The organism is Muricoccus nepalensis, assembly GCF_006438825.1.
Taxonomy (GTDB): domain Bacteria; phylum Pseudomonadota; class Alphaproteobacteria; order Acetobacterales; family Acetobacteraceae; genus Roseomonas; species Roseomonas nepalensis.
Window position 1 is genome coordinate 56,059 of the sequence record NZ_RCZP01000020.1, and the last position, 12,441, is coordinate 68,499.

General features: G+C 68.9%; 11 protein-coding genes. 6 read left to right on the forward strand and 5 right to left on the reverse strand.

The genetic code is table 11. The annotated features are described in order from the left end of the window. The first annotated feature begins 1 nt into the window (after window position 1). Window positions 2–2,551: a type IV secretory system conjugative DNA transfer family protein gene (locus EAH89_RS18170; protein ID WP_140885130.1), complete on the forward strand. Its 2,550-nt coding sequence runs from the start codon at window positions 2–4 to the stop codon at window positions 2,549–2,551. Here EAH89_RS18170 and mobF read toward each other — a convergent pair. After that, the gene (mobF, locus tag EAH89_RS18175) at window positions 2,548–5,937 is read right to left on the reverse strand and encodes a MobF family relaxase (RefSeq protein WP_140885131.1); all 3,390 of its coding nucleotides are present in this window, start codon (window positions 5,935–5,937) and stop codon (window positions 2,548–2,550) included. The genes EAH89_RS18170 and mobF overlap by 4 nt on opposite strands. Window positions 5,938–5,943: 6 nt before the next feature. Further along, window positions 5,944–6,321 carry a hypothetical protein gene (locus EAH89_RS18180; protein ID WP_140885132.1) on the reverse strand — a complete coding sequence of 126 codons (378 nt, stop codon included), beginning with the start codon at window positions 6,319–6,321 and terminating at the stop codon, window positions 5,944–5,946. 208 nt (window positions 6,322–6,529) lie between these two features. Here EAH89_RS18180 and EAH89_RS18185 point away from each other — a divergent pair, with 208 nt between their 5' ends. The 3 genes from EAH89_RS18185 to EAH89_RS18195 are packed head-to-tail and all read left to right on the forward strand — an operon-like array spanning window position 6,530 to window position 8,695. Continuing rightward, entirely contained in the window at window positions 6,530–7,090 is a 561-nt protein-coding gene (locus EAH89_RS18185; protein WP_140885133.1) for a hypothetical protein, read from the forward strand. 2 nt (window positions 7,091–7,092) lie between these two features. Further along, entirely contained in the window at window positions 7,093–7,884 is a 792-nt protein-coding gene (locus EAH89_RS18190) for a hypothetical protein (protein ID WP_140885134.1), read from the forward strand. A gap of 34 nt (window positions 7,885–7,918) precedes the next feature. Then, the gene (locus tag EAH89_RS18195) at window positions 7,919–8,695 is read left to right on the forward strand and encodes a hypothetical protein (protein WP_140885135.1); all 777 of its coding nucleotides are present in this window, start codon (window positions 7,919–7,921) and stop codon (window positions 8,693–8,695) included. 317 nt (window positions 8,696–9,012) lie between these two features. Here EAH89_RS18195 and EAH89_RS18200 read toward each other — a convergent pair whose 3' ends face one another. After that, complete coding sequence (locus EAH89_RS18200) at window positions 9,013–9,648, reverse strand: hypothetical protein (RefSeq protein ID WP_140885136.1); 636 nt, start codon at window positions 9,646–9,648, stop codon at window positions 9,013–9,015. A gap of 256 nt (window positions 9,649–9,904) precedes the next feature. Between EAH89_RS18200 and EAH89_RS18205 the strand changes: the two genes are divergently transcribed. Beyond that, entirely contained in the window at window positions 9,905–10,234 is a 330-nt protein-coding gene (locus tag EAH89_RS18205) for a hypothetical protein (protein WP_140885137.1), read from the forward strand. A 523-nt stretch (window positions 10,235–10,757) separates the two neighbouring features. Here the strand turns inward: EAH89_RS18205 and EAH89_RS18210 are convergent. Both EAH89_RS18210 and EAH89_RS18215 read right to left on the reverse strand, forming a co-directional pair. Next, window positions 10,758–11,099, reverse strand: coding sequence for a lytic transglycosylase domain-containing protein (locus EAH89_RS18210; RefSeq protein ID WP_140885138.1), 342 nt, complete (start codon window positions 11,097–11,099; stop codon window positions 10,758–10,760). Between the two features lie 33 nt (window positions 11,100–11,132). Beyond that, on the reverse strand, window positions 11,133–11,522 hold the full coding sequence (locus tag EAH89_RS18215) for a hypothetical protein (RefSeq protein ID WP_140885139.1): 390 nt from the start codon (window positions 11,520–11,522) through the stop codon (window positions 11,133–11,135). A 231-nt stretch (window positions 11,523–11,753) separates the two neighbouring features. On the opposite strand from EAH89_RS18215, the gene EAH89_RS18220 reads away from it, so the two are divergent. After that, a complete protein-coding gene (locus tag EAH89_RS18220) occupies window positions 11,754–12,431 on the forward strand; it encodes a hypothetical protein (protein ID WP_140885140.1) in 678 nt (225 codons plus the stop codon). Window positions 12,432–12,441 lie beyond the last annotated feature (10 nt).

Genomic DNA, 12,441 nt, shown 5'->3' on the forward strand with positions numbered 1-12,441 from the left:
GATGGGGAGGGCCGTTCCCAAGGTGGCGGGCTGTGCCCTCCTGCTGTCGCTGCTCTGGAGCCTCGCGGCCTCGATCGCGCTGATTGCCCTGGCCGGGCTGTATCAGCACCTGGACCGCGTGCCGGAGTGGTCCCTGCCCTTCCAGTGGTTCCTCTACGGACACGCCTATTACGGGCGCCCTGGCGTTGGGCATGACCTTGGGGTGTCGGCCGCCATCGCCAGCGCGCTCTGCCTCGCCGCCGCGGTCTCGTCCTACACCCGGCCAAAGAACAAGCTCTTTGGCGAGAGCCACTTCGCCACCGAGGACGAGGCCGAGAAGTCCGGCCTCGTCTTCTCGCGCCGCCCTCGGGGTGACGCCTTCCTGCTCGGCCGCACGGAGGGCGTCCTAGGCCTTGGGCGCCGGTATGTGAGCCTGCCCGGGCAGGAGCACGTCTCGCTCTACGCCCGTACCCGCAGCGGCAAGGGCGTGTCCGTGGTGGTGCCCAACGCCCTGAACTGGGGCGGCTCCCTGGTCGCCTTCTCGATCAAGCGCGACCTGGTGCAGGCCGCCGCGGCGGAGCGCGTCAGGAAGCGCCAGGCCTTCTTCGTCTTCGATCCGACCAACCCGGACGGCCGGAGCCACCGGTGGAACCCCCTCGGCAACGTCCCTCGCGGTGGCGTCGGCTGCTATGATGCGGTCCAGCGGGTGATGCAGTTCGTTATCCCTGAGACCAAGGCCAACAACCCCTTCTGGGACAATGCGGGCAGGCGCATCGCCACTGCCGCGGCGGTGCTGCTGGCGGAGACGCCCGGCGCTGCGCTGAACATCGCGGCCGTGAAGCGCCTGCTGGGGCGGTCGGACTACGACAAGCATTTTCGGCAGTTGATCCAAGAGGCGCGGAACGAGGCCCGGCCCTATTCCGCCTCCGCGGTGGACACCATCCTCGGTTGGCTCGACCGCAAGGGCGAGGAGGGCGCCAACGGGGTGCGCGATACGGCCCTGACCGCCATGGCGCTTTGGGACAGCGAGGTGATCGCCGCCGCGACCGAGGTGAGCGACTTTGACTTGGCGGCGCTGCGGCGGGAGCCGATGAGCGTCTTTGTTTGTGCCGAGGTGGCCGATATCCGCCGGCTGCGGCCTCTGTTCGCCCTGTTCTTCCAGCAGCTCGTGGACTTCAACACCCGGCGCGAGTTCGCAGAGGATCCCCGGCACCGCTACCAGGTGGCGGTTGAGATGGACGAGTTCTGGGCGCCCGGCCGCATGGATATCCTGGCCGATGCCGCTGCCTTCACGGCCAGCTTCGGGTTCCGGCTGCTCTATGTCGTCCAGTCCAAGCAGCAGCTTCACAGCATCTACGGGCAGGACGGCGCCGAGAACATCTTCCTCAACACCGGGGCCGAGCTGCTCTTCGGCGGCGCGGATCAGCGGCTCGCGGAGGAGGTCAGCAAGCGGGGCGGCATGGACACGGTGACGAAGACCACCACGAGCCGCCCGCGGTTCTTCGGCTGGCTGACGCCGGCCAAGCAGTCCGAGAGCGAGGCCGAGCATGGACGGGCGCTGCTGCTGGCCCAGGACGTTCAGCGCATCCCTCGGGACGAAATGCTTGTGCTTCGGCCCGGGCTGCTCCCGCTCAAGCTCTCGCGCGTGGTCTGGTTCAAGGATCGTCGCTTTCGGCGCATGAAGGGAGAGCCACCGCCGGTGCCTTGCCTGCAGCTGCGTGTTGAGCGGGATGACTTCGAGGCGGTAGCGAGGGCGCAGGCCGAGAGCCAAGCGCAGCACGAGCGAGCCAGGGAGGAAGAGGCGGCGCGGGCGGAGGCCGAGGTTACCGAGGCCGAGAAGGCGGCGGCCGAGGCAGCCATCCAGGCGAATTCCGCGAGCGAGGTGGAGCGGGCCACGGAAGCGAAGGTGATGATCCGGGTGCGTGAGGCTGCGGTTGCGCAGGAAGCTGTTCGGCAGGCTCGGCAAGCTGCCACGGATGCGAAGAGGAACGCCAAGGCCAGGGAGGACGCGGCATCCGCCTGGGCCGTCGCTAGCGCCAAGGTAGCAGAGACGGCGGAAGCTGCTGCCAACGCGACGGCTACCGCAGCCTTGGCGCAGGACGCGGTGGGACAGGCCAGCCGAAGGGCGGCGGAAGCCCGCATTGACGCGGCCGAGGCCCGGCGGGCCTCCAAGGTACCAGATGCCACCCCCGAAGCCCTGAAAGCTGCCCAAGTCAGGCAGGAGGAAGCCACGGCCGCTGCGGCCGCCGCAACCGCGGCCGAAGCACAGCATGCCCTGGCTACGTCCGCAGCGGCTGAAGCTCGGCAAGCTGCCGCGACTGCCAAGACGCGCGTCCAGGCGATCGAGGCGCAGCAGGGCGACATGGACACCAGCCCGGAAGCTCGGGCGCAAGCCGGTGTTGAGGTCGAGGCCACTGTTGCGGCGGCCACCACCGCCACGGTTGCCGCGGCCGAAGCTCAACAGGCAGTCGCCAAGGCGAGGTCGGATCTGGCACTCGCGCGACGTGATACTGCTGCCCGGCGGAAGCGGGCGGAACACCTCGGCCGCGTCCTGGACAAGATGCGCTCCTAGCGCCCCATCCTCGGGCCTCTCTCGCGCCCCGTCTCCTTGCTTTGAGGAGGCAGGGCTTTTGCTATATCAGGGGCAGCGCCGGTGCGTGCCTTGGTGGACTGCGCGGAGGCCCTCGCCTGGGTGCGCGCCTGCTCCTCAGCCTGCTGCCTGGCCTTGGCAAGCTCTGGCCACAGGGCATCCGTCGAGCCTTGCTCGAGCAGGCTGATCCGCCGCTCGAGCCGATCCATCCAAACCTCGGGGTCGGCAGGCCGGCGCCCGCCCTTCGGAGTGGCGATCTGGTGCACGGGATTCCAGTGGTACTCGAGCGTGCGTTCCGCCTCACGTCGATCAGCGGAAACCAAGGCGTCCACGGCTTCGGTGAAGCCCATCTCTCCTCGCGACACCTTTGCCGCATAGACCCGTGCCAGGCGCTCGGTGGCGGGCACCTCCGGCATCCGCACCCCGGCTGCCGGAACCTGCTGTTGCGCCTTAAAGGCAACGTGCGTCTGCGCTGGTGCTTGCGCCTGCGTCGGTGCTTGGGCTGGCTTCGTGGGCGCCCGGATGCGTTCTGGCCGCCACCGAACCACCTGACCCACACGCCTTGCCGTTTCTGCAGCAATCCGGATGATCGCCTGCATCCGCGTCTCGCGCGCCGTAACGGGCAGCATCTTCGGATCTCCCGTGCGCAGCCAGGTGTCTCTGTCGGCAACATAGTCGGATGCGTTCAGCCCGTCGGAAGACGCCTTCGCGCTCCGGAGGAAGGCGTTTCGGACGGCTTCTCGGGTCGGCTTCTCGCCATCAGCCGCGAGGCGTTGCGCGATGGCGCCAGCATCGGCCACCACCACGGCATCCTGACGGTGGCGGGTGAGCGCCACGTAGGCGCGCGACGCATCGAGACCACCACCCGCGTGGAGGATGGTGAAGTCCGTCGTCCGGCCTTGCGCCTTGTGGATGGTGCGGGCGAAAGCGTGCTGCAGAGTCGGCGGGGGCTGGTCCTGGCCCTTCCGTGCCGGGGACGCGATCTCGGACAGGCGCAGGGAGAGCGTCTTCCGCGTGCGGTCGAGCCGGAAGGTGAGCGTGGGGTCCGCGCCGCGCGTGAAGCCCTCCAGCGTCGCCACATCGTTTGCCAGCACGTCACGGCCGGTCTTCGTCAGGGTGGCGCCCAGCGCCAGGCGGTCGCCCGTGCGCAATTCCATCTCCCGGAGCTCACCCTGCCCGCCACGGCGACCTCCGGCGTGGATGGTGCGGACGGTGATTGCCTCGGCGCCGAGTTCTCCGGCCGCCACCAACCGGCCACGGATCTCGCGGTTGAGGGCATGCACGTCCGTGTTGCGAGCAGCCAGCACCAGCCGGGATGCATCGGGATGTTGCCGGCGGTTCCTCTCCCAGGCATCGGCCACGCGCTGCACGGTGTGGGCGGCATCCCGCGCCCATCGGACGCGGCTCTTGGCGTCGTACTGCGTCAGCCCTTCCACGCTGTTGCCGCCTGCGAAGGCCTGGCTCGCCTGCTTCATCCAGGGCGAGGTCTGCCGTCGCACGTCCTCCATCCGTGCGACGCCCAACGCATCGGCCAGGGCGGAGAAGGGCGCCCCAGGCTCCACGCTGCGGAGCTGGCGGCGGTCGCCAACCAGCACGACCTGCGCGCCCTTGTCGCGTGCGTGCGCCAGGAGTGAGGCGACGTCGCGCGAGGCGGCCATGCCGGCCTCGTCCACGATCAACACGGAACGTGGGATTAGTTCGGCTCGGCCTGCATCGAGCTCTCTGACGAAGCCCTGTAGCGCGCGGGAGCCGGGAAGCGCGGCCTCCTGCCGCACCACGTCCGCCGCCGTCCAGGACGGGGCGAGACCTATGGGTTGCGCGCCGCCGCGCCGGGCCGCCTCCACCACGGCCGCCAGGGCGAAGCTCTTGCCCGCGCCGGCCACGCCTTCCACCACCACCACGCCATCGCCGCGGGCGGTGTGTCGGACGGCCTGGGCCTGCTCGGGTGAGAGGCTGGGCCGGGCGGCGATGACCGCCTCGGCGTCGGCCTTGCGGATGTGGCCTCCTTTGCCCCGACGCTCCATCGCGTCCAGCAGCATCCGGCGCTCGCGGTCCAGCGTCTCCTGGGTGGTGAAGACCAACTCGCCGCGCTGGTTCGGCTCCAAGGCCACGAGGCGCTTGCTGGCGAGGAGGCGGTCGTACTCGGCATGGGCGCCCTCGGCGCCGCCACCGCGCGCCTGAGAGGCCTCCGCGATCATGCGGCGGAGGGTGCGGTCGGTGACGACGGAGGACCGCTCCAGAGCCTCGGTGAGCGCCGCGTCGGCCGGCCGGTGCTCGGGGTGCCGGTGGCGCGCCGCCGCCTCGCGCACGGCCTCCCAGACCTTTTCCCGGGTGAGGCCAAGCCCCTCCATCTCCCGGAGCCACCGCGCCTCCAGCCTGCCGTCCTCGGGAACGGTGCCCTTCGTGCGCCGGGTGCTCTGGGTGATCTCCTCCTTCAACAACCGGAGGCGCTTGCCCCTGGCCTCGCCAGGATCGCCGGAGGGGGCCTCGCGGAGCGGTCCCTGCCGAACCCCAGGAGTGGTGGCGGCGGCGCGCTCCTGCTCGCCGGCCTGCTCGAGGTTGGCCCGGACCTTGTCTAGCGCGTCGAGAATGACGGTGCGGCGCTTGGACCAGGTGGCGATGAGCTCCGGCGGGACCCCGGCAATGGTGAAGGCCTGCCCGTCTTCCTGGATCGCCACGCCGCGCTGCGCCAAGCGGTTCGCCAGCTCGGCGCGGAAGATGGCGCCCCCATAGGTCTTCCAGGGGTAGAGCTTCTGGGGGTCGAGGGCTCCGGTGGAGCCGTCCGTCCGGCGGCCGGCGTTGACCAGAACAGCATGAACGTGGGGCTGGGGATCGCCCGCCCGGCTGGTGAACTGTGGGAACAGGCCGGCCGCCACATCCTGGACCCGTTCGCGCGTCTCTCCCCCGGAGCCGCGCCGGGTCTCGAAGACGCCGCGATCGTGCAGGGCGCGCAGCCCGGCCCGGGCAGATGCCGCCATGTCCTCCGCGATGCCCTGCCGGATGTCGGGCGTGGCGGTGGCGTAGAGAGCCCCCACGGCCTTCGGGGCGCTGAACGTCAGATCCCAGCCCCCTACCCGGCTGTTCCGGGCGGCGGCCTGGACGAGGCCCTCGCCGTCCAGCCCCCTGCCCTCCAGCATCTCGCGCAGTTGCCCGGGGACGATCGGCCGCCCGTCGGGCGCCAGGCTGTTGGACGGGCTCCACCAGGTGGGCTGCGCGGCCGCGCTATCGACCGTCAGGTACTCGTCGGTGGCCTTGGCCAGGTTGGCCTGCTCGGGGAGCGCCTTCTGCGCCTCGCCCTCGTAGTAGTCGGCGGCAGCCGAGAGGTTCAGCCCGCCCTTGCCGCCACCGATGCGCTTGACGCTTTGCACGGGGCCCTAGAACGGCCCGGCGCCGGCCGAGCCGTCCGGAGGCTCGATGGAGCCGGCCAGGGTGCCGACTGCCTGGGCGATATCCCGGAGCGATCCCCGGACGGCCTCATGCTCCTCCCAGGCATCCTCCATGGTCGGGACGGCTTTTCCGATCGCGTCCACATGCCGGCCGAGGGTCTCCACCAAGGCCTCCAGCCGGGCCGGTATCGCACCTCCTCCAGCGGTAGCGGCACCCTCCTGGGGCGCCTTCCGGATGAAGGAGAGGACCGCCATTCGGACCAGTTCGGACGGCCTCATGCCCCGCGCCTCGGCCGCCTTGGTGACCTCCTTGGCCTCGGCGTCCGTGAGGGACGCCCACACTCGACTGGACGCCACAGCGGCCATAGAACCCCTCCGAAGGCAGTGCCGACACGTACTGTGCAGTTCCGAGCACCGCAAGGTGCCGCGCCGTGTGAACCTCTCTCCTCCTTCTGCGGCAGCTCACAAGAGTGCATTAAGGTGCTCTAAGGCTGCCCAAAGGTGGCTAAGGATTGCTGAGGCCTCTAAGCCAGCGCTAAGATCTTGCTATGGCCACGAAGGTACAGCGGATGCCATGAGCGAAGTCGAGTGGCTGCTCGAGGCGGCGCAGGAGTTTGGGCCGACGTCTGACCTACAGAAGGCTGGCGAACTGCGCCTGTATCTGCGGGATAACCTTGATGCCGTGATGAAGGTTAAGAGCGACCGCAAGCTCAGTTGGGGGCAGGTCGCCACCATCCTGACGAAAAGGGGTCTGACCAAGAAGAATGGCGATCCCCTGGATGCCAACATCGTGGCGGTGACAGCCTCCGCTGTTCGCTTGGAGCGGAACCCGCGCGGCCGGAAGCGTCGGGCCGCGACGCCGGCCAGGGCAGGGAAGCAAGCCGAAGCTACGGCCACCCCCGCTCCGCACCTACCGCCGGCTGGACTGGACCACGAGGTGCCCCCGCCTGCGACGGTCCAGGCCGAAACACACACACCTCCCTCTTCAGGCTCTTCGGCAGGGGACAACGACCGGGATGAAGCTGAGCGAGCGGCTCGGCTGCGGGCCGCAATGGCTCGCCCCGTCCGCAAGCCCTTCCCCACCGGAGGCGGCTTTGAGGTGCCCACCGATCCCAACTGGCGCAAAGGCGAATGACCATGGCCGAGACCACCTCCCCTGCCGTCCACATCTTCGGCTCCGACAAAGGAGGCGTCGGCAAGACGTTAGCCGCCCAGGTGGCCATTACGCGCTTGCTGACCATCACAGGCCGCCTGCCCGTCATTATCGAGGTCGAAGCCGAGGCGCGGCTGGGTGCCATCTACGGGACCAAGGCGGTCCGGTCCTTTATCCTGGGCGCGAACACCATGGAGGAGCTCGAGCGTAACCCACGGCTGATCTACGCCATGTGGAACGACCTTGGAGAGCTGCTGCTGGAAAACGAGGGGCGGGACGTGGTGCTCGACCTCGGCGCAAACCTGACAAGGTCCCTCATGGTGTGGCTCGATGAGTTCGGCGCGGACGGTCCTCTCGGCACAGGGGAGCGGGTCCGCTTCTATGCCCTTACCACCGGGGAGACGGCATCCCTGACCAGTGCCAGCAATGCGCTGGGCTATGCGGCTCATTCGCTTCCGGCCTCAACCCGCACGCTGCTGCTTAATGAACGGGACGAGGCGCTGTTCCCCCTGGCGCCGGACGCCCCGGCGGTTCGCAGCCTGCTCAAGACACATGGGGCGAACGCGGCCTGCTTCCCGCGATGCATGTCGCCCGCCCTGGCGCAGGTGGTGGACCAGCGTATGCGGCTGGACGACGCGCTGGCGCAGCCGGTCGATTTCTGGGCCGGCAAGGGCATGAAGCGCATGGACGCCATTCTGGCCGTGCGGCGTCTGACCTCCTGGGGCGAAGCGGCGATGTCGGTCTTTGGTTCGCTGCCCGCCACCGCCCCGGCATAGGTCCGTGGCGGAGGCGGCCCATAGGAGGGAGGGCGTGCTGCCCTCTCTTCGTCGCGCCAGTGCGGCGGCCGAGGCGGAATGGGTCGATCTCAGCGCCTCCCTGGCCTCGGACCTCCTTGCCATCCAGGATGCGGGAGAGCGTGCGGCTGCCTATGCGGCTCTCTCGGCAAGACTTGAAGTTACGGGTGACGGGCTTCTGCCAGCGGACGATGCCCTGGTTCGTGCATCCTTCGAGGCAGTTGCGCCGGCACCGCAGCCGAAGAATGAGGACCACGAACGGGAGTTAGCGGCTTGGCGCGATCGGGACACGGCAGCCCGCGCCGAGATGGCCCGCCTGGACCGCGCGAGGCGGTTGGCAGCCTGGGGGCTGGTACCGGCTGGAGCTGTGCTTCCGGCGGCGGTGGCGGCCATCGCCTATGGGTGGGACCCATTGAGCTTGGCGTGGGTCCTGCCTGAGCTCCCCACGCTGCCGATGTCGGCGGTGATGCTGGCGGCCTTGGCCGCTGGTGGTCTCTGCGCCTTTCTAGCGTCACGCGCCAAGCGGGTGCCGCAAGTGTGGAATGCCGCGGCAGGGGCTGCTGTTGCAGGGGTGGTGTTTCTGCTCGCCGCACGCAGCCTGCCCCTCTACATCGTCGCGAATGGCGTGATCACCCGGAGTGGGCAGTCCCTCGAGAGGGTTGTTGTAAGGGTCTATCCCAACGCTGCCGGAGCGAGGCTGGAGGTTCTGCGTGGTAACGACATGATCCGGCGCGGTGAGATCCTGGATTTCAGGGGAGCCTACCCGGTGCGGTTCTTGCGGGAGGGCCGGTAGGGCTGTCGGGCGGTACCAGTATGGAAGGGCTGCGCCTCAGTGGCGCGGCCCCGTTCCCGTCAAAGCCCGTCATGTCCGGGTTAGCGACAATGGTGCAACTGGAACCATCAGCCAGACCCTTGTCCAAACGGATCTGATTGCACGGCACGGTCGAGAGCGCACACTGCGAATCGGTTGCTCGCCAACTGCCCGTGTCTATCGGAGGTGATCATGGCAAAACGCCCTGGCAACAAGCCCTCGCCCAGCAACACGCGTCCAAGCGCCGCTTCAGCCAGCCGCCGCGCAACAGCGTCCACCACGCGCAGCAAGCCTGCGGCTCAAGGCCGGAAGGCTGCCGCAGCCCCCGCAGCAACGCGGAGCGCCCGGAGCGCTACCACTCCCACTCGGGGCAAGGCGAGCACGGCGGCTCCGTCGCGCACCGGCAAGACAGCTGCGTCAAAAACACCGACGGCTCGCAAGGCAGCCGTGAAGGCGCCGGCGCGTGGGGCACGCCCGGCCAAGGCCGAGCGCAAGCCAGCTTCCGCTGCGGGCGCCAAGAAGGCGGCGCCCGCCGCCAACGGGCGCAGCGCAGCACCGCGCACGGCAGCAGCCAGCAAGGCCACCGGCAAGGTCGCCGCGCGCAGCGCTCGCGCCGCCGTCACCCCTGCCAAGCAGACCAGGAAGCCGGCCGCGGCGCCGGCGCGGCGGACTGCTCCGGCAGCCAGCAGCACCAAGGCGAAGGCAGAGAAGGCTAGCTCCCGGCCTGCTGCAGCCAAGGCCGAAACGTCATCCCGCGCCGCAGCGAGCGTCAAGGGCACAACCAAAACCGCTACCCGCAGCCCTCGTGCGGCAGCGACGGCGGCGCGGCAGCCCGCAAAACCCGCAACCGCATCCAGCAGGCGCGCGGCCTCGGCTGCCAGTTCGGCCCGGGCGACAAAGCCGTCCGTACCGAGAAGCGTGGCGGCGAAGTCCAAGATCCAGGCTCAAGCCTCAACACCTGCTAAGGGCAAGGCGACACCTGCCAGCACCCGCACGTCGCGGCCCGCTACCGCCCCGGCAAAGTCCCCGGCTCGGCGCACTCCTCAGGCTACGCCGGCGGCCCGGAAGATGTCGTCCAAGGCCGACACGTCGAGCCCGACGCCGTCCAAACGGTCTGCACCTTCCCGGGCGACTGCGCCTGCCGCGGCCCGTAGCCCACGGCGTGCACGATCAGCACCCGACAAGAGGGAGGTGAACGGCGACGGCGCAGGGAACTCCTCCAACACCGCCGCGTCATCGCCTGAAGGAGATGAGCAGCAGGTCGATGCCGCGAAGTCCCTTCCCGCTGCCATGGCCGGAGCCGGTGCCGCCATGATGGCGACAATGGCCGCGCCTGCCGCCGTCGGTGCCGCAATGGCCGCCTCTGCTATGGCGTCCGGCCTCAACGCTGCGGCCGAGCTCTCGCAGAACCTGACCAGTGACGGCTCGAATTCCGACGCCAACAGGCCCCCGGAGGACGAGCCACCCGCACACGAAGCGGATGTGGCACCCTCGCCCGAGGGCTCGAACGACCTCGCTTAACCCCCGGGCTGAGCGCAGAGGCGTCCCTGGTCCACTCAGGCGCCGCCTCTGTGACTGCGTTGTCCGGTTCCAGCGAGGGGGCGCGGACCGCTCGTTAACGCCCGCAACCACATAGTCCGGCTCTGTGACCGACGGAGCGGCAGGGCCGGACCGCGTCTGGACACATGGTTCAACGCGTCAGACCTGAAGCGCTCTGGTTCAGGCAAAGCACATCGTCGCGGTGGCGCGCCGGGCCGGGGTCAAGCGGTTGAGGCGGGAGGATACCGAGGAGCACCGCGCGCTCCAGGATCTACCCTGAGGCGAGTTTCGTGCAACCATGGTTGCGGCCGGAGTACTACGGATGGACAGGTGCTACGTTAGCGGTGCGCGTAATGCTGAGGCGTCAAGCTGCCCGGATGCCAAAGGGGTCAATCCTCACCTCTGTACGGCGCTCCACTTCAGGGGAATTTCAGCACCGCCCTGGCGCGTACCTACGCCGCAGAAATGCCTTTGCCGTCCGCTGGACGCAACCATTGGCAAAGCTTCACGCGAGATGGCCGGTGCCGTAGCGGGAGAAGGCAGTGCGAAGCGCGCGCTGCAGGCCCGCCTCGCCCCGACGCGCAGCGGCGTAGCCTTGGCGCAGGTTGCCTCTGTTCACCGGCATGAGCGCCACTTCCATGGAACGGCCCTGGCGCTCGATCAAGGTCGTGGCGAGGGCCGTGGCCGTTTCCCGCGTCTCGGAGAGGATCGGACCGCCGCCCGGTCCTTTGAGGTCGAGGGCGAACGGCTGAGCGTCGCTTTCTGCGCGCATGACGGTGGCCAGCGTCTCGAACGTGACGGACAGGGCGCAGCGGCCGGCAAGTTGCAAGATGACGATCAGTCCCAAGGTGACGCAGCGACAAGCCGACCGCCTGGCTCCTCAGGTGTCGAGCGTGTCCTGCTTCGTGTCGTGACCTCCGATGGTTTGCGGTAGACTGGGCAGCGCTGCGCTACTCGGGGCTGCGCCAGCAACGACGGAGCGAAGCTTGCTGAGCTTCGGGCAGTCCTGCTCGTGTAAGGTGACGGGACCACGATAGCCAAGGTCGTTGCGCACAAATCGCACCAAGCGCGTGAGGTCGCGGTAGGCGCGCACGCCCGCGCCCCGGAACAGCCCGATGGCGACGTAGCCGCGCCGCCAACTCGGCAGCAGGTAGGGGACGTGTTCCACCCCGGCGGCCTCGTCACGACGAGCCACAATGACGACGCTCTCGATCCGCCCACCAGCCGTCAAGCCAGCGCGGATATCTGCCTCCTGCAGAAGCCCTTGCAAGTACCTGTCTCCCTGACGAGGGCGGGCCCTAGCGCTAGATCGCTTCCAAAGCCGGGATGAGAGAGGAGCGAAGTGCGGGCCTGCCCAGTCTCCAGTGGTTGTCCGAAGCCTATTGGGGAATGCCGGTTGATATTGGATTGTCAGGATATGGCATCGGTCAGGTCAGGAGCTACGTGGTGCCGCCCCCGATCCGCCGTCCTATTCATCGAGAATATACGCTATGCTGTCCACATGACGAACAAGGCCAACGCCGCGCCGAAGGCACGCCGTCCGTGGGATCTCCATCCTGCGCTGACAGAGGAACGCATTACTGCCTGTGCCCGCCTGCTCGCCCGTGGGCGCACCGATGCGCTCGCCGTGGCTGACAGCTGGGCCGGCGACGACGCCTGGTCGATCGGCTGCCGCGCCTACTCCTTCAGCCGCAACCGGCTCCGCCGCGCTGCTGAGGCGGGCCGCTATCCTTGGCTCGGCGTGCTGGATGAGACGCACCACTTTGTTTTCCTGATCGAGGGCGTGCCGGTGCGGTTCTTCCGTGGCGATGCCGACGAGCCGAGCAAGCGCACGCTCCGCCAGCAGGAGAGCGAAGCGCAACAGCTCGCCCTCGCGCTTGGCCGGGATGACGGAGCGGAAGGGCTGATGTTCCGCCTGGCGGTTGAAACCGGTGAGGATGGCGAGGTGACGTGCGTAGTCTTCCTCGCGCTTCGGGGTGAGGAAGGCCGGGTGGATTGCTTCTGGCCAGTGCCGGGCGTTACCGATGCATCCGCGGCCGAGCCTCAGCCACGTGGAACACGGGATCGGCGGAACGACGGTCCCTCCATGCAACTCCCTTTCCCCGCCGCTGTGCCAGCGTCACGCCAGCGCGGCGCGTCAGGACAGAAGCGAGCAGAACACCGCGTCGACCTGGCTTGAGTGGAACTGC

Coding starts and splice junctions, on each gene's coding strand:
- EAH89_RS18180 (WP_140885132.1), bottom strand. CDS start 6,321: ATGGCCGCTGTGGCGTCCAGTCGAGTGTGGGCGTCCCTCACGGACGCC.
- EAH89_RS18190 (WP_140885134.1), top strand. CDS start 7,093: ATGGCCGAGACCACCTCCCCTGCCGTCCACATCTTCGGCTCCGACAAA.
- EAH89_RS18170 (WP_140885130.1), top strand. CDS start 2: ATGGGGAGGGCCGTTCCCAAGGTGGCGGGCTGTGCCCTCCTGCTGTCG.
- EAH89_RS18220 (WP_140885140.1), top strand. CDS start 11,754: ATGACGAACAAGGCCAACGCCGCGCCGAAGGCACGCCGTCCGTGGGAT.
- EAH89_RS18185 (WP_140885133.1), top strand. CDS start 6,530: ATGAGCGAAGTCGAGTGGCTGCTCGAGGCGGCGCAGGAGTTTGGGCCG.